18 protein-coding genes are annotated in these 21,238 nt (G+C 65.4%); 10 read left to right on the top strand and 8 right to left on the bottom strand.

Features of this window, described 5'->3' with window-relative positions; translation table 11 throughout:
* Positions 1 to 292: 292 nt before the first annotated feature.
* The 5 genes from ACMZ6R_RS08500 to gcvH form a co-directional block, all read right to left on the bottom strand.
* Complete coding sequence (locus ACMZ6R_RS08500; RefSeq protein WP_416110494.1) at positions 293 to 1,108, bottom strand: L-2-amino-thiazoline-4-carboxylic acid hydrolase; 816 nt, start codon at positions 1,106 to 1,108, stop codon at positions 293 to 295.
* A 118-nt stretch (positions 1,109 to 1,226) separates the two neighbouring features.
* A complete protein-coding gene (locus ACMZ6R_RS08495; protein WP_416110493.1) occupies positions 1,227 to 2,600 on the bottom strand; it encodes an FAD-dependent oxidoreductase in 1,374 nt (457 codons plus the stop codon).
* Positions 2,590 to 4,038, bottom strand: a complete 1,449-nt coding sequence (gene gcvPB, locus ACMZ6R_RS08490) for an aminomethyl-transferring glycine dehydrogenase subunit GcvPB (protein ID WP_416110492.1) — start codon at positions 4,036 to 4,038, stop codon at positions 2,590 to 2,592. Before gcvPB ends, ACMZ6R_RS08495 begins: the two co-directional genes overlap by 11 nt.
* A complete protein-coding gene (gene gcvPA, locus ACMZ6R_RS08485) occupies positions 4,035 to 5,366 on the bottom strand; it encodes an aminomethyl-transferring glycine dehydrogenase subunit GcvPA (RefSeq protein WP_416110491.1) in 1,332 nt (443 codons plus the stop codon). The genes gcvPB and gcvPA overlap by 4 nt, the downstream gene beginning before the upstream one ends.
* 15 nt (positions 5,367 to 5,381) lie before the next feature.
* Complete coding sequence (gene gcvH, locus ACMZ6R_RS08480; protein WP_416110490.1) at positions 5,382 to 5,756, bottom strand: glycine cleavage system protein GcvH; 375 nt, start codon at positions 5,754 to 5,756, stop codon at positions 5,382 to 5,384.
* Between the two features lie 223 nt (positions 5,757 to 5,979).
* On the opposite strand from gcvH, the gene ACMZ6R_RS08475 reads away from it, so the two are divergent.
* From ACMZ6R_RS08475 to ACMZ6R_RS08460, 4 genes are all read left to right on the top strand, one after another.
* Positions 5,980 to 6,675: a class I SAM-dependent methyltransferase gene (locus ACMZ6R_RS08475; protein ID WP_416110489.1), complete on the top strand. Its 696-nt coding sequence runs from the start codon at positions 5,980 to 5,982 to the stop codon at positions 6,673 to 6,675.
* A 13-nt stretch (positions 6,676 to 6,688) separates the two neighbouring features.
* Positions 6,689 to 7,108 (top strand): nickel-responsive transcriptional regulator NikR, encoded by a 420-nt coding sequence (gene nikR, locus ACMZ6R_RS08470; protein WP_416110488.1) that lies wholly within the window; start codon positions 6,689 to 6,691, stop codon positions 7,106 to 7,108.
* Positions 7,109 to 7,373: 265 nt separating this feature from the next.
* Positions 7,374 to 8,162, top strand: coding sequence for a GTP cyclohydrolase FolE2 (gene folE2, locus ACMZ6R_RS08465; RefSeq protein WP_416110487.1), 789 nt, complete (start codon positions 7,374 to 7,376; stop codon positions 8,160 to 8,162).
* Between the two features lie 185 nt (positions 8,163 to 8,347).
* Positions 8,348 to 10,336 carry an ATP-binding protein gene (locus ACMZ6R_RS08460; RefSeq protein ID WP_416110486.1) on the top strand — a complete coding sequence of 663 codons (1,989 nt, stop codon included), beginning with the start codon at positions 8,348 to 8,350 and terminating at the stop codon, positions 10,334 to 10,336.
* 156 nt (positions 10,337 to 10,492) lie between these two features.
* Here the strand turns inward: ACMZ6R_RS08460 and ACMZ6R_RS08455 are convergent, their stop codons facing one another.
* Positions 10,493 to 11,068, bottom strand: coding sequence for a hypothetical protein (locus ACMZ6R_RS08455; protein ID WP_416110485.1), 576 nt, complete (start codon positions 11,066 to 11,068; stop codon positions 10,493 to 10,495).
* Positions 11,069 to 11,179: 111 nt separating this feature from the next.
* On the opposite strand from ACMZ6R_RS08455, the gene ACMZ6R_RS08450 reads away from it, so the two are divergent.
* The 6 genes from ACMZ6R_RS08450 (at position 11,180) to ACMZ6R_RS08425 (ending at position 18,355) form a co-directional block, all read left to right on the top strand.
* A complete protein-coding gene (locus tag ACMZ6R_RS08450; RefSeq protein ID WP_416110484.1) occupies positions 11,180 to 11,566 on the top strand; it encodes a flagellar basal body rod protein FlgC in 387 nt (128 codons plus the stop codon).
* Between the two features lie 286 nt (positions 11,567 to 11,852).
* The gene (locus ACMZ6R_RS08445; RefSeq protein ID WP_416110483.1) at positions 11,853 to 12,866 is read left to right on the top strand and encodes a sigma-54 interaction domain-containing protein; all 1,014 of its coding nucleotides are present in this window, start codon (positions 11,853 to 11,855) and stop codon (positions 12,864 to 12,866) included.
* 59 nt (positions 12,867 to 12,925) lie between these two features.
* Positions 12,926 to 15,925: a tetratricopeptide repeat protein gene (locus ACMZ6R_RS08440; RefSeq protein WP_416110482.1), complete on the top strand. Its 3,000-nt coding sequence runs from the start codon at positions 12,926 to 12,928 to the stop codon at positions 15,923 to 15,925.
* A 113-nt stretch (positions 15,926 to 16,038) separates the two neighbouring features.
* Positions 16,039 to 16,881 carry an AmmeMemoRadiSam system protein B gene (amrB, locus tag ACMZ6R_RS08435; protein ID WP_416110481.1) on the top strand — a complete coding sequence of 281 codons (843 nt, stop codon included), beginning with the start codon at positions 16,039 to 16,041 and terminating at the stop codon, positions 16,879 to 16,881.
* A gap of 34 nt (positions 16,882 to 16,915) precedes the next feature.
* Entirely contained in the window at positions 16,916 to 17,557 is a 642-nt protein-coding gene (locus ACMZ6R_RS08430) for a hypothetical protein (protein WP_416110480.1), read from the top strand.
* Between the two features lie 51 nt (positions 17,558 to 17,608).
* The gene (locus ACMZ6R_RS08425) at positions 17,609 to 18,355 is read left to right on the top strand and encodes a hypothetical protein (RefSeq protein ID WP_416110479.1); all 747 of its coding nucleotides are present in this window, start codon (positions 17,609 to 17,611) and stop codon (positions 18,353 to 18,355) included.
* 209 nt (positions 18,356 to 18,564) lie between these two features.
* Here ACMZ6R_RS08425 and pnp read toward each other — a convergent pair whose 3' ends face one another.
* Both pnp and rpsO read right to left on the bottom strand, forming a co-directional pair.
* Positions 18,565 to 20,799 (bottom strand): polyribonucleotide nucleotidyltransferase, encoded by a 2,235-nt coding sequence (gene pnp / locus ACMZ6R_RS08420; RefSeq protein ID WP_416110478.1) that lies wholly within the window; start codon positions 20,797 to 20,799, stop codon positions 18,565 to 18,567.
* Positions 20,800 to 20,966: 167 nt separating this feature from the next.
* A complete protein-coding gene (rpsO, locus tag ACMZ6R_RS08415) occupies positions 20,967 to 21,236 on the bottom strand; it encodes a 30S ribosomal protein S15 (protein ID WP_416110477.1) in 270 nt (89 codons plus the stop codon).
* Between the last annotated feature and the right edge of the window lie 2 nt (positions 21,237 to 21,238).

The raw sequence follows: 21,238 nt of genomic DNA, 5'->3' as shown, positions 1-21,238 counted from the left end.
TCCCTCCCCCGGACCCCCACCCTCCCGAAAAACTTTAAAGGGGTGATGGGTTATAGAGCTGTTGCCTTACCTTTCGCCCCGCAGGGGCGACGGCGTGGTGGATGCGGCCTTTGTCGGGATGCGCCTGCCGCGAAGCGGCGGCATCGCCCCGACAAAGGCCGCATCCATCTTCCATACCTCCGCCCGACCGCCAGCCAACCCAGCCTCCACCCGGCCAAAGCCAAATCGGGGGGACCGGGGGGCCCGTGGCCTCCCGGCGGGGGCACGGGGGCAGAGCCCCCGCCTCTTCTGCCTAAGCCGGCTTGTTGCTGAGAAAACGCGGCACTTCGGTGTCCCAGTTCTGGGTGACGGCGCGGCCGTGTTTGTAACGAAAATCGCACAGCGCGTCGCCCTGGGCCAGGGTGTGTTTGCGTTCGAGGCCTGTTCCCTGGGCGCGTGAGGCCAGGAAGTCGTTGAGGCAGAAGTAGGGGGCGACTTCGGCCACGCCCTGGGCTTTGAAATAGAGGACCACGCCGCACTGGGTGTAGTCGTAGCCGAGGTCGAAGGTCTTGCCGTCGCCGGGGATGGCCTTGCCGACCCAGTCGCCGGGATATTGGCGTTTCTGGCTGGCGGCGGCCCATTCCTTGAGCGATGCGAAGTAGGCGGGCGAGAAAAGCGCCGCGCCCATGGCCTTGGCTTTCTGGGGGGGCACGGCGGTCCAGTCGGCGGCGTCGAGGTCGTAGAGGAGCCGGCCGGCGTCCTTGGCGGGCATGCCTTTTTCGCCCATGGCCTGGGTGAGCGCCGTGAGCCAGCCGGCCATGATGAGAAAGGGCTGGTTGCGGTTGGCCGTGCCGCCGATTTCCGGCATGCCGGGAAGCAGGCGGTCGTAGCGGCGCTCGGCGTCGGCGGCGATGGCCTTGGCCGTGGGTTCGGCGGTGCGGGCGGCGAGCCAGTGTTCGGCCCCGGCGCACACGCCCCGGAAATCCGCCAGCAGCTTGTCGCGGTTGGCGACGTAGAAATTCGGCTTCACCGTGGCGGCGGCCAGCGCCCGCCAGGGGAACAGGCAGGCGCAAGCGCCGACAAGGCCGGCGCGCAGGAGATGACGTCTGGTGAATCTGTGTTGCATCATGGCATCTCCCAATACTTTTGAGGCTCTTCTATCCAGCTTTATTGAATGGCTGCCCCTTTGAAAGTTCTTGAAGGGGGGCGCGGGGGGAAACTTCTTTCAAGACGTTTCCCCCCGCTCTTCAGGCCTTTTCCTTTATTTCGCCCAACAGCGCCGCGCGCAGGGTCTCGTCCAGGCCGGGGTGGGGGAAGACGAGCGCCTCGCATTGGGCGCGGGTCCAGCCCTGGGACACGATGGCCGTGGCCAGGGTGCCCATGGTGGACGCGCCGTGCCCCACGGCGGTGAGCCCCGCCACCTTGCCGTCCTTCCAGGTGACGCGGGCGAACCCGGCCGTGTCGGCGTAGGCCTGGGCCATGGGGTTGGCCACGAAGGGGGCTTCGGAAATCGTGTCGCCGGGCTGTGCGATTGCTCCCACGCGCATGATCTCGGGGGCGCCGTAATAGCAGCCGGGGATGGGGCCGGGCGCGTAGGGGCCGGATTCGAGGCCGGCGGCGTGGCGGGCGGCGTAGGTTCCCTGGCTGGAGGCGGCGTGGGCCAGCAGCACCCGGCCGTTGCAGTCGCCCACGGCATAGATGCCGGGCGCGGTTTGCAGGGTTTCGTCGGTGGCGATAAAGGCCCGGTTGGGCGAGGGGTTGGCGAAGGTCGCGCCAAGCTCCGCCAGCCCCGGCACGGCGGTGGGGGCGAAGCGGCCGATGGCCACCAGCGCCTTGGCGGCGGTGACGACCTCGCCGCCGGCAAGGGTCATGCGGGCCAGACCGGCCTCGTCCGTGACCAGGCTTTCCACCTTGACCCCGGCCCGGGCGTCGATGCCTTTGCGGCGCATGACCTGGGAAACGACCTTGGACACGTCCGGGTCCTCGGCCGGGGCCAGGCGCGGGGCCGCGTCGACCAGGGTCACCTTGGTGCCGAGCCGGTGGTAGATTTCGGAAATCTCGATGCCAATGGCCCCGCCGCCGATGATGATGAGGCTTTCCGGGGCTTCGGTGAAATCGAGCACCGGAGCCACGCCGAGCACGGCCTTGCCGTCGGGCTTGACGCCGGGAAAGGCGGCGGCGCGCGAGCCGAGGGCCAGGATCAGCGCGTCGAAGGGGATGTCTTCGGTTTTGCCGCCGGCGGCAACATGGGCGACGTTTGGCTTGAGGCCGGCGAGGTTGCCGGTCACCAGCCGCACTCCGGCCGCTTCCAGGCGTTTGGCCATGGCCGAGTGGGTGGCGGAAAGGAGTTTTTTCTTCTTGGCCTGGATGGCGGCCAGGTCCGGCCGGACCTCGCCGGCCACCAGCTTCTGTTTGGCCTGATCGGCCAGGGCGGCCACGGCCTGGGTCGTGGCCAAAAGATGCTTGGTCGGGATGCAGCCCCAGTTGAGGCAGGTGCCGCCGAGCTTGCCGCGCTCGACCAGGGTCACGGCCAGCCCGGCCGCCGCGCCGGTCAGGGCGGCGTCGTAGCCGCCGGGCCCGGCGCCGACCACGACAAGGCGTTTGGCTTGGCTAGAGGTCATCGGTGATCTCCATGGCCCGGGCTGCGTGGGTCTCGTCCAGACGGCCCACGGGCAGCGTGGTGGGGCAGGCCCGCACCGCTTCGGGGTCTGTTTCGGCCAGGGCCAGGATGTCGCACAGATCGGCCACGAAGGCGTCGAGGGTGTCCTTGCTCTCGGTCTCGGTCGGCTCGATCATGAGCGCTTCCTTGATGATGAGCGGAAAGTAGATGGTCGGCGCGTGGTAGCCTTTATCCAGCAGTGCCTTGGCGATATCCAGGGCGCGCACGTTTTTTTCGGTCGCGAGTCTGGCGGCCGAGACCACGAATTCGTGCATACAGGTGCGGTCGTAGGGCACCTCGATGACGTCGGCCAGGCGCTTGCGCAGATAGTTTGCCGCCAGCACCGCCGCTTCCGACACCCTGGTCAGCCCTTCGCGGCCCAGGCGCAGGATGTAGGCATAGGCGCGCAGCACGATGCCGAAATTGCCGTAAAACGGGGCCACGTAGCCGATGGACTTGGGATGGTCGTAGCTTAAGGAATAGCGGCCGGCCTCGTCGCGCGTGACCCGGGAGATGGGCAGATAGGGAATGAGCCGTTGCGACACGCCGACCGGCCCCGAGCCCGGGCCGCCGCCGCCGTGGGGCGTGGCAAAGGTCTTGTGCAGGTTGACGTGGACCACGTCGAAGCCGGCGTCGCCCACCCGCAGCTTGCCGAGGATGGCGTTGAGGTTGGCCCCGTCGTAGTAGAGCAGCGCATCCACCTTGCGGCAAAGGGCCACGATCTCGGGCAGGTGGCGCTCGAACAGCCCGAGCGTGTTGGGCACGGTCATCATCACGCCGGCGGTTTCGTCGTCGATGGCCGCGGCCAGGGCTTCGGGGTCGATGATGCCGTCTTTCGAGGCGATGGACACCACCTCGAAGCCGGCGATATGGGCCGAGGCGGGGTTGGTGCCGTGGGCCGAGTCCGGGCAGATGATCTTGGTCTTTTTGTTGCCTTTGTCGGCGTGGTAGGCCGCGATCATGAGCGCCCCGGTCAGCTCGCCGTGGGCTCCGGCCATGGGGTGCAGGGTGAAGGCGTCCATGCCCGTGATCTCGCACAGAAACCGCTCCATCTCGTACATGACCTCAAGGGCGCCCGCGGTCATGTCGCCGCCGCCGGGCAGCTGGGGCGTCAGCGGATGGAGCCGGGCGAAGCCGGGCAGGGCGGCCACTTCCTCGGTGAACTTGGGGTTGTACTTCATGGTGCACGACCCCAGGGGATAGAAATTGCCGTCCACGCCGTAGTTCTTGCGCGAAAGCTCGGTGAAGTGGCGCACCACGTCGAGTTCGGACAGCGACGGCAGCCGGGGCGAGCCCTCGCGCAGAAGCCCGCCGGGCAGAAAGTCGATGGGCTCGGTCTTGGGCTTTTCCGGCCACACACCTTCCCGGCCGGGGCGGGATTTGGAAAATACGGTGCTCATAGGATTTTCCCCAGCCGTCTGGCCAGACGGTCGATTTCGGAGCGCTCGTGCTTTTCGGTGCAGCAGATAAGGAGCGCGTTTCCCAGGCCCTTGTAGTAGCGGCCCAGCGGAAAGCCCGGGATGATGCCGTCGTCCATGAGCGTGCGGGCCGCGAGCTTGGCGTTGACCGGCAGCATGGCGGCGAACTCGTTGCCGAAGGGGGCGTCGTTAATAAGCCGCACGCCGGGGAGGGCTTCGAGCTTCATGGCGGCATAGTGGGCGTTTTCGATGGACAGCGCCGCCTGGCGCGTGAGTCCCTCCTCGCCGGCCAGACACAGGTTTATGAGCGCGCGCAGGGCGCACAAGGCCTGGTTGGAGCAGATGTTGGAGGTGGCCTTCTGCCGCCTGATGTGCTGTTCGCGGGCTTGCAGGGTCAAAACGTAGCCGGTGCGGCCGGCGGCGTCCCTGGTGCGGCCGGCGATGCGGCCGGGCATCTGGCGCACCAGCGACTTCCTGCAGGTCATGATGCCGAGGTACGGGCCGCCGAAAGACAGCGGCAGCCCCAGGCTCTGTCCCTCGGCCGTGGCGATGTCCGCGCCCATGGCCCCCGGGGTTTTGAGCACGGTCTGGAGCACCGGATAGCAGGACATGATGGACACGGCTCCGGCCGCCGCCGCCTTGGCGAAAAGCTCGGTGAAGTCCTGGACCTGGCCGAAGAAGTTGGGGTTTTGCACCACCACCGCCGCGGTCCGGTCGTCGATGGCCTCGGCCAGCCCGTCCATGTCGTCGCCGCCGTCCTTGTGGGGCACGGTGACGAGCTCGAGATGGAGGTTTTTGGTGTAGGTGGCCAGCACGATGCGGTAGATGGGGCTCACCGTCTCGCTGACCACGGCCTTTTTGCGCTTGGTGTGGCGCACGGCCATCATCAGCGCCTCGTACAGCGCCGTGCCGCCGTCGTAGCCCCCGGCATTGGCGCATTCCATGCCGAGCAGCCGGGTGACGGCGGTCTGGTATTCGAAGATGGCCTGCAGCGTGCCCTGGGAGGCCTCGGGCTGGTAGGGCGTATAAGCGGTGTAGAATTCCCCGCGCGAGAGGAGCAGGTCCGACGCGGCGGGCACGTAGTGGTCGTAAAAGCCGCCGCCGAGAAAGCTCGTCATGTCGGTCCGGTTCTTGGCGGCCAGACGTTCCATGGTCGCGCGAACGGCCATCTCCGTCCCGCCCCGGGGCAGGTCGAACCGTTTGGGCCGCAAAGCCGGCGGAATCTCGGCGAAAAGTTCGGCAACGTCGCGGGCGCCGACAACAGCCAGCATTTCCCGGACTTCTTCAGGCGTATGGGGGACGTAGGGCATGTCCTTCTCCCGCGATCAGTGCTCGGCCTTGGAAATTTCCTCGTATTCCTCGGGCGAAAGCAGGCCCGCCGGCTCGGCCGACAGGTGCACCCGGAGCATCCAGCCTTCGCCGAAGGGATCGGCGTTGATCTTCTCCGGATTGGCGTCAAGCTCTCCATTGATTTCGATGACTTCACCGGCTACCGGGCTGTAAAGCTCGCTGGCCGCCTTGACGGATTCCACGGAACCCATCTCCTGGCCGGGTTCGAGCTCGGTGCCCACGGCGGGAAGCTCCACATACGTGATGTCGCCGAGCTGTTCCTGGGCGAAGTCGGTGATGCCGATCACCGCGATTTCATCCTCGACCCGTACCCACTCGTGGGTCTTGGTGTAGAGCAGGTCCTTTAACATGGCGCGTGTCCCTCCATGACGTGTGCTGCTTGGCCCGCCGTGGCAAGGTTGGCGGGCTGGCTTCGAATACCCCTTTGCGCAGCCTGGGGCAAGACATGGGGCCGACCGGCGCGGCTGTGTCAGCGAATAATCGTCGTCACCGGGCCCGGTTGCGCTGGCGGGGCTTTCGCGGTAACACAGTTGATACGGTCAATTGCACGAATGGTCCGCTATGGAGTCTTGTGTGTCCGCTAATTATGCTGCCATGCCGCTTTTGGCCGCCAATTCGACCCCACCGGACTGGTGCGGCAACCAGTTGCGGCTTTCCATCGCCGGTTACGATTTTGATCTGCGCCGTGACCAGGATATGGACGCGCTATGGGAGTCCCTGGGCCGGGACGGTTTCGGCACGGACGAGCGCATGCCGTACTGGGCCGAAATATGGCCGGCGAGCCTGCTTTTGACCGCCTGGCTGGCGGTACGGCAGGACGAGATCGCGGGCAGGCGCTGCCTGGACCTCGGCTGCGGCATGGGGCTGTCGGCCCTGGCCGGGGCGGCCGTCGGCGGGCGCGTCGTGGCCGTGGATTACGAGGAGGCCGCCATCGCCCATGCCGCCCGCAACGCCGGGCAAAACGGCCTGGGCCTGGATCTGGCCGTCATGGACTGGCGCAGGCCCTGTTTTACGGCCGGGAGCTTCGAGCGGATATGGGGCAGCGACATTTTGTACGAGACCCGGTTTTACGCGCCCCTGGTTTCGCTTTTCCGGGAGCTTCTGGCTCCGGGCGGCCGTATCTGGCTGTCCCAGCCCTGGCGGCAGGTGTCGGAGCCGGTGTGGGAGCGTCTTTCCGGCGACGGCTTTACCGTCGTCAAGGCGCACGAGGAATCGGTGTCCTTTTCCACGTACCGCTCCACGGTGAGCCTTTACGAGATCAGTCTGTAAAAGGGGGAGGAACATGGGCCAGACGATTCGCTTCGGCGTGTCGCTCAATTCCGAGTTGCTTGAGAAGTTCGACGCGCTTTGCGACGAGAAAAGCTACCAGACCCGTTCCGAAGCCATCCGCGACCTGATCCGGGGCGTTCTGGTCCAGAAGGAATGGGAACAGACCGACATGGAAGTGGCCGGCGTGCTCACCCTGGTCTACGACCACCATACCTCGGATCTCGCCCAGCGGCTCATCGAGATCCAGCACGAGGCCCACGAGGTGATCCTTTGCACCATGCATGTGCACATCGACCACCACAACTGCCTGGAAGCCCTGGCCCTGAAGGGAGCCGGCGAGGCCGTGCAAAAACTCTCCCAACGCCTCATCTCCACCCGGGGCGTCAAATACGGCAAGCTCACCCTGGCCACCACCGGCCAGGAGATCGTGTAGGAGCGAAGAGTGTGGGAGGGGCGTTGCTCCTCCCACACCCTCCCCATCGGGGGGAATAATTCCCCCCGAGCCCCCTTTCATAGAAGATGTTCCTTCCACTTTACACTGCCGTCACCGCACAGTATTGACGATTTCCCGTCCCTTTAATCTTTCCAGGGGGATCCGGGGGGCCCTCGGCCTCCCGGCGGGGTGCAGGGGCAGCGCCCCTGTCGGAAGGGTCCAGGGGAGGCGGCGCCTCCCCTGGACGCCGGAGGCATAGTAATCCATGCGCGATATACAGAGCGGACCGCCGGATGTGGCCATTGCCGTGGACCGGGTCGGCATCAAGAATTTCAAGCTGCCCTTGGTGGTGCGCGACCGGGCCAAGGGCCGCCAGCATACCGTGGCCGAGGTGGAGCTGTCGGTGGATTTACCGGCGCGGTTCAAGGGCACGCACATGAGCCGGTTCGTCGAGGCGCTTTCGGGCTTTGCCGGCGAGCTGGACCTGGTGTCCTTCCGCACCCTGCTTACGGACGTGCGTTCGCGGCTGGAGGCGGAAAACGCCCATCTGACCCTGCGCTTCCCGTATTTCCTGGCCAAGGCCTCGCCGGCGTCCGGGGCGAGTTCGCTCATGGATTACGCCTGCCAGTTGTCCGGGGAGTTCGCGGGGGACAAGTTTCGCCAGACGCTGACCGTGTCCGTGCCGGTGATGACGGTGTGCCCGTGTTCGTTGGCCATCTCCGACCAGGGGGCGCACAGCCAGCGGGCCTTGGTGACGCTTCGTTGCCGGTTTTCGGGCTTCGTGTGGCTGGAGGAGCTCATCGAGCTGGCCGAGGCGGCCGGGTCCTCGCCGGTCTACGCGCTTTTAAAGCGTGAGGACGAAAAGCACGTCACCGAGCAGGCCTTCGCCAACCCGACCTTTGTCGAGGACGTGGCCCGGCGGGCGGCCCGCGCCCTGGCCGCGCACCCCAAGGTCACCTGGTACCAGGTGGACGTGGAGAGCTTCGAGTCCATCCACAACCACAGCGCGTTTGCCGGCATCGAGGGCGTGAACGCGCCTGGAAACGGGGCATGATGCCTCTTTCTCGGGAATAGGTTTCCTTATAGCTCTCGCTGCCCCGGCTTTCCTGGTTCGAAAGACGGCTCCGGTACCTTGGTTCGTCCCGGTTTGGGCCAGAAAGAGTGCGATTTTGAAAAAAATCGGGGCATACCCCGGCGCTTGGCCCCCGGATGGCCTTGCCGGGCGGGGGAGGCCCGGGTATGGGTAACCCCATGGCGCTCCCCGGTTTGCCCCTGACCGAATGCGAGAGGATTTTGCAGTTCGCCCCGGTGTCCATCATGACCGTGGACGCCGCGGGGACCATCCTCTTCGTCAACGACTGGCATCTGGCCAATTTCGCCCGGGGCAAGCGCGGCCGGGAGTTTTTCCTCGGCCGCAAGCTGCAGGAACTGCCCGGTATCGTGTCCGCCGGCATCGTCGAGGACATCAAGGCCGTGCTGGCCGGAAATCCCATCCATCTGGAAAGCCTCTACACCGACGAATGCAGCGGTGGCCAGTCGGCCTATCAGAACATCCGGGGCATTCCCCTTTGCGATGCCGGCAAGGTGACCGGTGCCATTTTCATTCGCGAGGACGTGACCAAGCTTGTCATGGCCCAGCACCTGCTCTCGGAAAACCAGGCCATCTTCAAGGCGCTTTTAAACGCCACCCACGATTCCATCATTCTGTCCGACCTCGACGGCAACATCCTCGTGCTCAATGAGGAAGCGGCCCGGCGGCGCGGCCATCCCGTCGATGCCCTGGTCGGGACGAGCCTTTTCAAGTTCATGTCCGACGCCCAGGCCGCGGCGCGCCGCAAGCACCTGCAGGAGTCGGTGGAGAAGGGCACGCTCGTTTCCTACGAGGAGCGCCAGGAGGACCGCTACTTCCTGCTGAGCCTGTGCCCCATCGCCGACGACCAGGGCCGGGTGATATTTATGGCCAGCTATTCCCGGGACATCACGATGCTCAAAGAGACCGAGGCGCAGCTGCGCCGGGAACGGGAACTGGCTTTTTCGGCCAGCCAGGCCAAGTCGCAGTTTCTCGGCAACATCACACATGAGCTGCGGACGCCTCTCAACGGCATCATGGGCGCGACCCAGCTGGCCCAACAAGGCAGCGGCGAGGAAGAGCAGGCCGAGCTGTGGGGCATTGTCGCGGATTCGGGAAAGCGGCTGCTGGCCATCGTCAACAACGTGCTGGAACTGGCCGACATCGACGCGGCGGCCATCGAGCCGGTGCTTTCGCGCTGCGACGTGCGGGGACTCATGGAGAATCTGGCCCGGAACTATTCCGTACGGGCCAAGGTCAAAAACATCGATTTCGCCGCGCGCGTCGACCCCCGTATCCCCCGACGGCTGGTCGGCGACGTTTTCCGGCTGCGCCAGATCCTGTCCAACCTGGTCGACAATGCGCTCAAGTGCACGATGCAGGGGCGCATCGACATCCGGGTGAAGCTGATCTCCACCAGCCGCATCGCGTTCGCTCCCAACTACCGCAACCTGCTTTTTATGGTCCGCGACACCGGCATCGGTATCGCCAAGGATTTGCAGGACAGGATTTTCGAGGATTTCGAGCTGGCCGAGCACTATCTGACCAAGCGGCTGAGCGGGGCGGGGCTCGGGCTTTCCATCGCGCGCCATCTGGTCGAGATGCTCGGCGGGCGCATCTGGGTCAAAAGCGCGCCCGGCCGGGGCAGCACGTTTTATTTCACCATTCCCTTCGCCCTGCCGGACTACGAATGCCGGGACGCTTCGGTGGTCTATGCCAGCGAGGACGCGGTGTTCCATCCGGGCGAGTACACGGTGCTCCTGGTCGAGGACGAGCGCATCAACCGGCTGACCACCGGCCGCACGCTCGCCCGGCTCGGCTACAAGGTGCTGGAGGCGGCCAACGGCCAGGAGGCCCTGGCGACGCTGGCCAGGGACAAGGCCGACATCATCCTCATGGACATCCAGATGCCGGTCATGGACGGCATCGAATGCGCCCACCACATTCGAAACGGCGAGGTGCCGGGGCTGGCCAAACGCATCCCTATCGTGGCGCTCACCGCCTACGCCAGCGAAAAGGACCGGGAACGGTTCCTGCGCCTGGGCATGAACGACTACCTGGCCAAGCCGCATACCATCGAACAACTCGGCGAAGTGCTGGAAGCCAATTTGAAGGCGAACGAGGAGAAAAAGGAAGATGCGAGAGGGGAAACCCTTTAAAAAGGGTTCTCCCCTCTCGCGCTCTCCCCTTCCTAAAGTCTTTAACGGGTACAGATCTCGCTATAACAATTTTATTTTATTAAAAGTCTTTGGAAAGGGGGTCTGGGGGGAAAACCTTTCTGCAAGAAAGGTTTCCCCCCAGAGGGCTTCTCTCCTCTATTTTTCCCTCGACGGCGGTTGGTGCAGGAAGAAGGTGCCTTCCGAGCGCAGGATGTCGGCGTTGCAGGGCGAGACGGCGGCCTTAAGTTCCGCTTCCGAGTTGCCGAATACATAATTCGTGAGGGTATAGAGCAGCTTGCCCCGGGCCAGGAACGTCTGGCGCACGAGCTGGTAGCGCACCACGCCCTTCTCGTCGGCCACGTTGCGCAGGTAGATGGCGTCGTAGGCCCGTCTGCCTTGTAACAGCGACGGCCGGCACATGACGTTGTAGCCCTTGAGCTTGTCCGCGACGTAGGCCTTGACCAGCTCGCAGTTGGCGAAGTCCGAGGCGGTGGGCAGGAAATCATCGGGGCGTTCGCTGACGCACACGTAGAAGCTGCATTCCCCGTTTTTCGCCGTGACCGAGGTCAGGCAGGACGGCGTTTGCCCGGCTGTGACTTCCCAGCCCCGGGGCGGTACGAAGCTGAAGAGATACTGTTTGTTGACGTAGCGTTTGAGCTGTTGCGGTTCCTTGCATCCCCAAAGCGGGACCAGACAGGCGCAAAGCAGGCAGGCGGAAGCAAAAAGGCGCATGTCCGGGCTGTAGCATGGCCTTTGCGCTCCGGCAACCGCACGCTCCTTGCCAAGGGGCCGGGGCTGCTTTATCGTGAGAAAGGTCGGGAACGATTTCCCCGGAGGCAGGCCATGACAGACGCCATATCCGCCGCCCAGTCGGCTCTCGGAGCCTTGTCCACGTCCATGGCCGTTACGGCCAACAACGTGGCCAACGTCAATACCGACGGCTACAAGTCCCAGGATGCCCGTTTGTCCACGGGCCCGGACGGCCAGGGAACGCAGGTGTCCTCCATCGTCGAGGATACTTCCGCCGGCGCTCTTCGCGCGGAAACCGTTGCCGCCGAAAACCAGGCCGGCGTGTACGAGCCCCAAATGGACATGGTGGAAATGAGCAACGTCGACCTGGTCCGTCAAAACGTCAACATGATCCAGGATTCGCGCGCCTTCGAGGCCAATGTGGCCGTGATCCGCACCGCCGACGACATGGCCGGCACACTGCTCGACCTTCGCGTGTGATCCCCGGGCCGCGCCTGGGCAGCCGTCTGGCCCTTTTCCCGATACGATTCGCTTCCGTTGCCGCCTGCCATGCGCAACGCGGCGCGCCAAACCGCCGGCTGCGTGGGGGGGGCTTTCCAGGACGTTTCCTCTCAGGCGTCATGCCAATAATCTCGCATGTTCTCTTTTCACCCGCCATTGCCGCGTATTTTTTGGTGTCTTTTTCCGTCAGGAAATTGACTGTGCTGCCCCGACGCTATAGGAAATGGAAAGCCGCCAGGAATGCGGCCTTTTTTCCGGAGGCCAGATGGAACTGAACCTTTCCGGCATGGTGGGCCAGAGTCCCTGCCTGGGCGAAGTCATACGCATACTCGCCAAAGTCGCGCCCACCGACAGCACGGTGCTGGTCACCGGCGAGTCGGGTACGGGCAAGGAACTGCTCGTGCGCGCCCTGCACAACAACAGCAGGCGGGTCGGTAAGCCGTTCGTTCCGGTCAACTGCGGGGCCATCCCCCGCGAACTCCTTGAATCCGAACTTTTCGGCCACGAAAAGGGGGCCTTCACTTCGGCCGTGCGTTCACGCCAGGGCCGCTTCGAGCTGGCCGAGGGCGGCACCATCTTTCTCGACGAAATCGGGGAAATGGACTTGAGCCTTCAGGTGAAGATCCTGCGGGCCCTCCAGGAAAAGGAATTCGAGCGCGTGGGCGGCGGCAAGACGCTCAAGGCCGATGTGCGCATCGTGGCCGCCACCAACCGCGACCTGGAAGTCGAGGTCGAGGCCGGCCGTTTCCGCGAGGACCTGTATTACCGCCTGAACGTCATCCCCCTGCATCTGCCGCCGCTGCGTGACCGGGGGGAGGACATCCTGCTTCTGGCCGATCATTTCCTGCGTCGTTTCTGCCAGCAGAAAAAACGGACCACCCTGACCTTTACCGACGAAGCCCGTGCCATGATCCTGTCCTATCCCTGGCCGGGCAATGTGCGGGAGCTGGAAAATTTCATGGAGCGGTTGTCGATCCTGTGCGAGCACGACGAGATCGCTGTTTGCGACCTGCCGCGCAAGATTCTCGACAACGCCGGGGTGGTCCCGCCGGTGGTGCCTGTGGTGACCGTGCCGGCGGGCTTTCGCTGGCCGCGCCTGGGTGATATGGTGGAACAGGGCATGGGGCTTAAGGAATTCTTCGACGTCATGGAGGAAAAGCTCCTCCTCGAAGCCCTGGAAAAGGCCGGCGGCGTAAAGAACCAGGCGGCCGAGCTGCTTGGCATCAAGCGCACGACGCTGATCGAAAAGCTCAAAAAGCGCGACCTGGCGGGAGACTAGGCGTCGGTGGCGGCACCGGCGCATCGTGTCGCAGCACGTTCCTTGCAAGGGGATGCGGCGTGAGCCTTACCCTGCCTGCCGGTCTCCGGCGTCTTTTCCTCGCGGCCTTGCTGGTCGCGCTCTGCGCCGGCCCGGCCCGGGCCTTGTCCGTTTCCATCATTACGCGTCCCGACACCGATTCGCTGATTCTCCAGTTTTCCAGGCCCGGGGCCTATCCGACCATCGCCCGAACCGGCCCGGCCGAAATCACCCTGACCTTTCCGCCCGGTATCCTGGCCAAGGAGGACAAGCCCGAGGCCGTCGACTTCAAGTCCTCGCGCCTGATCGAGGCGATGCGGGAAAGCGGCGACACGCTGGTGGTGCGCCTGAAAACCGACGCTTTCGGCTTCGTGGGCTGGCCCCAGGGCGAACAGGAACTCAAGCTGCAGGTCTACCGCGATCCGGCCGGGGCCAACTGGACGCCCGCAAAGGCGCAGCAGGGGCCGGATACCACCATGCCGCCCCGCGCCGCCGTTTCGCCGCCGACCGCTTCGTCTCTGAAGCTGCCCGTCACGCCGCCGAACAACAAGCCCGGCCCGTTGCATCTGCCGCCGTTGCCGGCCACCCTGGCGGACAACAAAGGCCCTGGGCCGGCCCGCCCCGGCGGTCCGCTGCCGGCTCCGGAGCGCGCCGGCAAGAAACGCGATGCGCCCAAGGAGCCGTTTTACGCCGTGCCCTATTCGCTACGGGCCACGGTCATGCACGTTTCCGCCGACAAATCGCCGACGCTGCGTCCGGCCGGCATGGAAGCCCCGACCCTGGCCGACGCGCGTGCCCCCTCGGCCCTGCCGCCGTCGACACCGTCCCGGACGCCGGGCGGCAGCGGGGCGGGGGAATACCGCGTCAAATTGCCGCCGATTCCGCCGGCCGTGGCCGCCGCCGGCAAGGCGCGCGGGGCCGTGGCGCCGCCCGGTCCGACGCCGCCCGCCCCGAACAAGACCGCCGCCGCGCCACCGCCCGATGCGGCTCATGGCGGCGCGTCCCATGGCGACGTGGCCAAGGCCGAAGCGCCTGCGGGCAAGGCGCATGGGGCCGCGGGCGAAACGCCGCCTCCCATGGAGGAGGACCACGACGCCAACAGCCTCGTCGCCGCCCAGGCCGAGAAACTGGCCGGCAACTACGAAGCGGCCAGGAACATGCTGACGAGCCTCAAGAACGCGCCCGGCCTCAAGCCCGAGCTGCGCGAGGAAACCCTGCACACCCTGGCCGGTCTCTACGTCGATATGTACAAGGACGACCCGGCCGCCCATTACGACGAAATCCAGGGCGCGCTGCTCGAGGCCATGAATGCCAACACCAACTCCTACCGGGTGCCGGAGGCGCTGCTCCAGCTCGGCATGCTGAACCTGCGGGTGGGCAACCTGCCCGAAGCCAAGGGCTATTTCAATGTCCTGACCCGCAAGTATCCGACGGACGCCAACGTGCCGCTGATCAACTTTTATTGGGGCGAGTATTACTTCGATCGCGGTGAGTTCAAGAAGGCGGCCAAGGAGTACCAGCAGCTCATCGAGAAGTATCCGGAGAGCAAATACGTGCGTGAGGGGGCCATGGGCCTGGCCAAGACCCTGGTGCGCCTGGGACAGTACAAGGAAGCGGCCCAGATCGCCGACTACATCAACAAGCGCTGGCCCCGGTATTATGTGGAGTTCCCGCCGATCCTGCGCATAGACGGCGACATCGCCTATAGAAATGGCGACTTCAAGAAGGCGCGCGAGGACTACCTGACCTTTTACAATATGACCCCCAAGGCCAAGGACACCGATCTTGTCCTGGCCAGGCTCGGCGACATCTACGCCAAGCTCGGCAACCGGCCGGCGGCGGTGGATTTCTACAACATGGCCGTCAAGGACTACCCCAACCAGGAAGGCGGGCTTATTGCCAAGATGCGTCTGGCCGAGCAGGGGGTGCACGACCAGCCCACCGTCTCCGAGATGTTCTCGCTTTTCGACAAGCCCCAGCAGGAAAGCCCCGAGACCATCTACGAGGGGATCATCCGCGACCACCCCAACAGCCCGCTCGCTCCCCTGGCCCAGATCAAGCTGGCCATGTGGCATCTGTATCGCCAGAACTACCCCGAAAGCCTCAAGGCGGCGGCCCGGTTCCTGGAGCGGTATCCCCAAAACGAGCTGGCCTCCAAGGCCGAGGAAGTGGCGGTCACGGCCTTCGAGCGGATGGCCGGGGACCTCATCGATCACAAGGATTATCCCCGGCTGGTCACGGCCTATAAGGACAACCCCATCCTGGCCGCCAACAGGGGCCTGTTATCCGACAAGACACGGCTCGGGCTGGCGCTGGCCTATCTGCGCACGGGCGACGAGCGTTCCGCCCTGGCCGAGGCGCTGCCCTTTATCGGGCCCAGGGAAAACGACAACGGCAACATGGCGTTGGCCCTTTCCATGAACGTGTACCGCAAGGAAAAGGCCTGGCGGGACGTCGTCGAGCTGGCCAGGAAGGTCAAGGACTGGAAGTTCGGCCCGACGAGGCGACGGGAACTCGAATACAACGTGGCCGAGGCCCTGGAAAACCTGGGCGATTCCAGGCGCGCCCGGGAGCTGTGGCGACGGCTGGCCGGGGACGAGCTGCTGGAAACGGAAAAGCGCTGTTATGCCATGTATTTCATGGCCAAGGCGGCCATGGCCGACAAGAACCTGGAAAATGCCGAACTGTATGCCGGGGAGGCCGCCTTCATGTTCAAGGAGACGGGGCAGGACCCGGACAAGCGCAAGGCCTCGCTCAACATGCTGGTCGAATCGACCCGGGGGCTCGGCCAATACGGCAAGGCGCTCAAGTGGGCCGGGGAATACGCTTCGCTTTGCAAGGAAGGCGACGACGACTGGGCCAGCAACCGGCTGCGCATCGCCGCCATCCAGCGGGCCATGGGCGATGTGGACGGCTGGCGCAAGACGCTGACCGCCATGCGCGATGCCGCCCCGGATTCCCTCTACGGCCGCATGGCCGCTTCCGATCTGGCCACCAACGGCCTGCAACAAAGCCTCAACGCCCTGACCCAGAAGCCGTAAGGGCGCCGGCTTCGCCATCCCCTCCCTTGTCAAGGCGGCCCAAAGCAGGCTAGGACATCCATACTGCCCTGTGTCCCGACGTCCTGTCCGCCGCGCGGGGCGAGGAGGGAGCCATGTCCGTTGCGTCGTCCTCTTCCGTTTCGTCCATGGTCCGCCAGCCCGTCGTGGCCGGCCGTTTCTATCCCGGCGACCCGGCCCAGTTGCGCCGCGAAGTGGCCGGCTATCTGGGGCAAGCCGCGCCCCGGTCCGAAAAGCCGACCCTCCTGGCCATGGCCCCCCACGCCGGCTACGTCTTCAGCGGTTCCGTGGCCGGGCGCACCCTTGGCGCGGCCAGGCTTGCCGACACGCTCCTGCTCCTTGGCCCCAACCATACCGGGCGCGGCGCGCGGCTTGCCGTCTGGCCCGAGGGGGCGTGGCTGGTCCCGGGCTGCGAAGTGCCGGTGGACGCCGGGCTGGCCGGCGAACTGCTCGCCGCCGAGCCGCGTCTGACGCCTGATGTCGCCGCCCATCTGGGCGAGCATTCCCTGGAAGTGGAGCTGCCGTTTTTGTGCGCGGTCAACCCCGGGGCGCGCATCGTGCCGGTGTGCGTGGCCGAGCCCGACCCCGCCGTGTTGCGCGGGGTGGCCGGGGCCATCGTGGCGGTCCTTGGCGCGCTGGCGCGGCCGGTTTCCATCGTGGTCAGCTCGGATATGAGTCACTACATTTCCCATAACGCTGCCAAAAAGCGCGATTCCATGGCGCTCTCCCGCGTCCTGGCCCTCGATCCCGAGGGGCTTTGCCAGGTGGTGCGCCGTGAAGGCATCACCATGTGCGGCGTGATGCCCATGGCCCTGGGCCTTTTCGTGGCCCTGGGGCTTGGCGCGCGGGAGGCGACGCTGGCCGCCTATGCCACGTCCGGGGAGGTTACGGGCGACATGGAGCAGGTTGTGGGCTATGCCGGAGTACTTGTTTCCTGATAACCGCCAACCGCCCGGTGCAAGGAGATGCCCTATGCGACGTATCCTTTGCGTGCTGCCGTTGACGAGCGCCTTGATCCTGATTTTTTCCACCCTTGCCGGTGCCCAGTTCGGCCTGCTGAAGCAGGGCATCGACGCCGTAACCAGCGGCAAGCAAGCCGCGACGCCGGGAGCGGGGACGCCCGCCGCGCCGGCGACCGGCGGGGCCGGAGTGCTCGCCAGCGACACCACCTACAAGAACCCGGCCCGCAATTTCGCCTTTACCATCCCGGCCGGCTGGAAGCTGGAAAACGGCGACCCGGCCAGCGAATCGGTGCTCTTTATGAAACCCGGCACCACCTGGTCGTTTCAATTCCACCTCGAGCAGATGGTGCCGAGCTTTCCGCGCAAGGCCTCGGTTGCCGCGTCGCTTAAGCAGGCCAGGGAAATGGTGCAGATCAAGAAGTACCTGGAGGCCCGGCGGCGTGACGACGGCGACGCCAAGCGCAAATGCGGCGTCATCGGCTGGGAGGTTGTGGAAGCGCCCCAGAAAAACGGCTACCAGCGCATCATCTGGCAGGCCTATGACGGGGAGAACTTCTACATGAACTTTATGGCCGCCAGTGAAAACGGCCAGTTCGAGGCGGCCAGGGACACCTTGCGCCGCATCATGGACTCGATCCGGTTCTGCCGGTAGAAGCAATCACCGGCCGGCGTTTGCCGGTCCGGAACATCATCAAGAGGACCTATGAAACGCACCACCCTTTCCATGCCGGTTGGCCGGCTGGCGACGGCTTTGGCCCTTTGTTTCCTGCTTGCCTCCTGCGCGGTCTACACACCGCCGAATCCGCAAATTTCGAACGTGGTCAACCCGGCCGCCCTGCCCGGCGCGGCGCGCACGGCCGACTGGGATATCGGGGCGGTGCGCTACCAATGGCAGGGCCGGGGGCTCAATTACTATAACGCCGGCCTTTTCCCGGTGCTCCTTTTGGTCAGCAACCATTCCGGCCGTTATCCGGTCATCTATGCCCAGGAATGCCGGGGCATAGGCGTTGGCGGGGCGGAATACGCGCCGTATTCCGTGGACCAGGCGGCCGAGCTGGTTTTCGCCTCCACAGCCTATCAGAAAAGCGCCGAGGCGGCGGTCGTCGGAGGGCTTACCGGCGCGGCCGTCGGGGCCGGGCTCGGGGCGCTGATCGGCTCAGGCTTCAACCACGGCTGGGGCGCGGGACCAGGGGCGCTCATCGGGGCCGGCGCCGGGGCCCTCGGCGGCGCGGCGCTTTCCCAACAGCCCTCCATGGACCAGTACCGGGCCTCGCTGTACCAGGAGATGGGCACCTATGCCTGGCGGCCGTCGCCGGTGCCGCCGGGCGGCCTCATGCCCGGCTACCTCTACTTTCCGGTCTCGGCCGGCGTCCATTCGCTGCGGGTGATCGTGCACGCGGAAAACCAGGTCCAGACCTTCATCATCCCCGTGGACATGCCGGTCTGGTAGACTGGGCCGGCTTCCAAACGATCGCAAACCGGCTCCGGGCCTTCGCCCGGAGCCGGTTTTTTCATGGAACGCGGCGACAAAAAAAGAGCCTCCCGCAAGGAAGGCTCCGTCTCTCGGTGTAACGCCTGTAACGTGAAGAAGTTGAGGAAGGGGAGAGCGCGAGAGGGGAGAACCCTTTTCAAAGGGTTTCCCCTCTCGCACTGTAAACGCTAGTCGCGGCCGCGGGGACCGCGGTCACGGCCGCCGCGGTCACGGTCGAAGCCGCCGCGACGGTCGCCGCCGGGACGACGCGGACCGCTGGTCTTGGCATAATCGGCCGGATCGTAGGGGATGCCGCGTTCCTCGTTGAGAACCGCCTTGCGCGACAGGCGGATGCGGCCCGAGGGCTCCTGATCCAGGACCTTGACCTCGATCTCCTGGCCGAGCTTGACCACGTCGTCCGGGCTGGCCACCCGCTCGACGTCGAGCTGGGACACGTGGCACAGGCCCTCGAGGCCGGGCAGGATCTCGATGATGGCGCCGCAGTCGATGACCTTCCGGACGATGCCCTTGTAGTTGGCCCCGACCTCGGCGTGCTGGTCGTAGTACTCGACGCGCGCCTTGGCCTTTTCCAGGGACTCCAGGGTGGGGGCGAAGATGGAAATCTTGCCCGAATCCTCGATGTCGATGGAAGCGCCGGTATCGGCCGTGATGGCCTTGATGTTCTTGCCGCCCGGTCCGATCACTTCACGGATTTTTTCCGGATTGATGTTGACCACGGCCAGTTGCGGCGCCAGGGGCGACAGCTCCGGACGCGGCGCGGCCAGCATCTCGGCCATGCGGCCGAGGATGTGCAGCCGGGCTTCCTTGGCCTGGGACAGCGCCTGGCGCATGACGGCCTGGGGAATGCCGGTGATCTTGATGTCCATCTGGATGCCGGTGACGCCGTTGGCCGTGCCGGCAACCTTGAAGTCCATGTCGCCCATGGCGTCTTCGTCGCCGAGGATATCGGTCAAAATGAGGAAGTCGTCGCCTTCCTTGATGAGCCCCATGGCGATGCCGGCCACGGGCTCCTTGACCGGAACGCCGGCGTCCATGAGCGCCAGCGACGCGCCGCATACCGAAGCCATGGACGAGGAGCCGTTGGACTCCATCACCTGGGACACCACGCGCATGGTGAAGGGGAATTCGTCGGGGCCGGGCAGCACGGGCAGGATGGAGCGCTCGGCCAGGGCCCCGTGGCCGATTTCACGGCGCGACGGGCCGCGCATGGGCTTGACCTCGCCCACGCAATAGGGCGGGAAGTTGTAGTGGAGCATGAAACGCTTGTAGGTCTCGCCGTTTAACGTCTCGATTTTCTGCTCGTCGCCGGTGGAGCCGAGGGTGGCCACGCACAGGGACTTGGTCTCGCCCCGGGCGAAGATGGTCGAGCCGTGGGTGCGGGGCAAAACGCCCACTTCGATGGCGATGGGGCGCACGGTCTTGGTGTCGCGGCCGTCGAGGCGGATGCCGGTTTCCTTGATAAGCCTGCGCAGGAGCTTCTTCTCCATGTCCGCGAGGATATCGCCGGCCTTGGCCTTGTAGGTCGGCTGGTCCGGGAAGGCGGCCAGCACGGCTTCGATGACGGTCTGCTTGACGGCCTTTCTGGCCTCGCGCCGGGGCATCTTGTCCTTGATGGAGAAGGCTTCCCTGAGCCCGGCCTCGGCCGTCTCGTGGACGAGCTTTTCCAGTTCCGCAATGGGGGCCGGCGGGACAAAGGCGATCTTCGGCTTGCCGGCTTTCTCGCGCAGCTCCTCCTGGAGGTCGATTAAGGGCAGCACGCTTTTGTGCCCCCACTCCAGGGCATCGGCCAGCATGTCCTCGGAGACGAACTTGCCGCCGCCTTCGACCATGACCACCGCGTCGCGCGAGGCGGCGAAGGTCAGGTTGAGCGTGCTCTCGCCGGCCATCTGCTGGACGGTGGGGTTGAAGACGAACTGGCCGTCCACGAAACCCACCCGGCCGCCGGCAATGGGGCCTTCGAAGGGGATCTTGGAGATGTGCAGGGCGGCCGAGGCGGCGGTCAGGGCCAGCACGTCGGGCTCGACCCGGCCGTCGGCGGAGAGCACCGTGGCGATGATCTGGACCTCGTCACGGAAGCCCTTGGGGAAAAGCGGCCGGCAGGGGCGGTCGATCAGCCGGCACACCAGCACCTCGCGCTCGGAGGGGCGGCCGATCTCGCGGCGGAAGTACGAGCCGGGGATGCGGCCGGCGGCGTAGGACATTTCCTGGTAGTCGACGGTGAGCGGGAAAAAGCCTTTTTCCTCGGGCAAGACCTGGGTGCAGGCCGTGACCAGCACCACCGTGCCGCCGGACTGGACCCAGATGGCGCCGTCGGCCTGGTTGGCCAGGCGTCCGGTTTCGAGAATGATGGCGTTGCCGCCGATGTTCGCTTCGAGTCGGATGGGAGAAAATGGGGATGTCATGGGCACCTCGCTGAAAAAGGGGGGAATGCGGCGTATCGTGGCCGGCCCTCCCGCCATGCAGCAGGCGCGGCGGCCACCGGGACCGGTGTCCCGAGGGCGGGCGCGCATAATGCATGTGCGGGAAGGCGGGAACCGGCCCGGAAAGGCCGGCTCCCGACGTGGCGGCGCTACTTGCGCAATCCAAGCTTGGCGATCAGGTCGCGGTAGCGCTGGATGTCCTTTTTCTTCAAATAGTTTAAGAGTTTCCGGCGCTGGCCGACCATTTTGAGCAGACCCGTCCGGGAATGGTAATCCTTGGGATGGGCCTTGAAATGCTCGGTCAGGTAGCTGATGCGCGCCGTCAGCAGGGCGACCTGGACCTCGGGAGATCCGGTGTCGCCTTCGTGCTTCTTGTGCTCCGTGATGACGCTTGCCTTGTCTTCGGCGGTCATAACCACAG

Origin of the sequence: Solidesulfovibrio sp. C21 (assembly GCF_047785625.1) — a bacterium.
GTDB lineage: Bacteria > Desulfobacterota > Desulfovibrionia > Desulfovibrionales > Desulfovibrionaceae > Solidesulfovibrio.
Note: the sequence above shows the minus strand (reverse complement) of the source record. Positions and strands in the feature narration are given on the sequence as shown.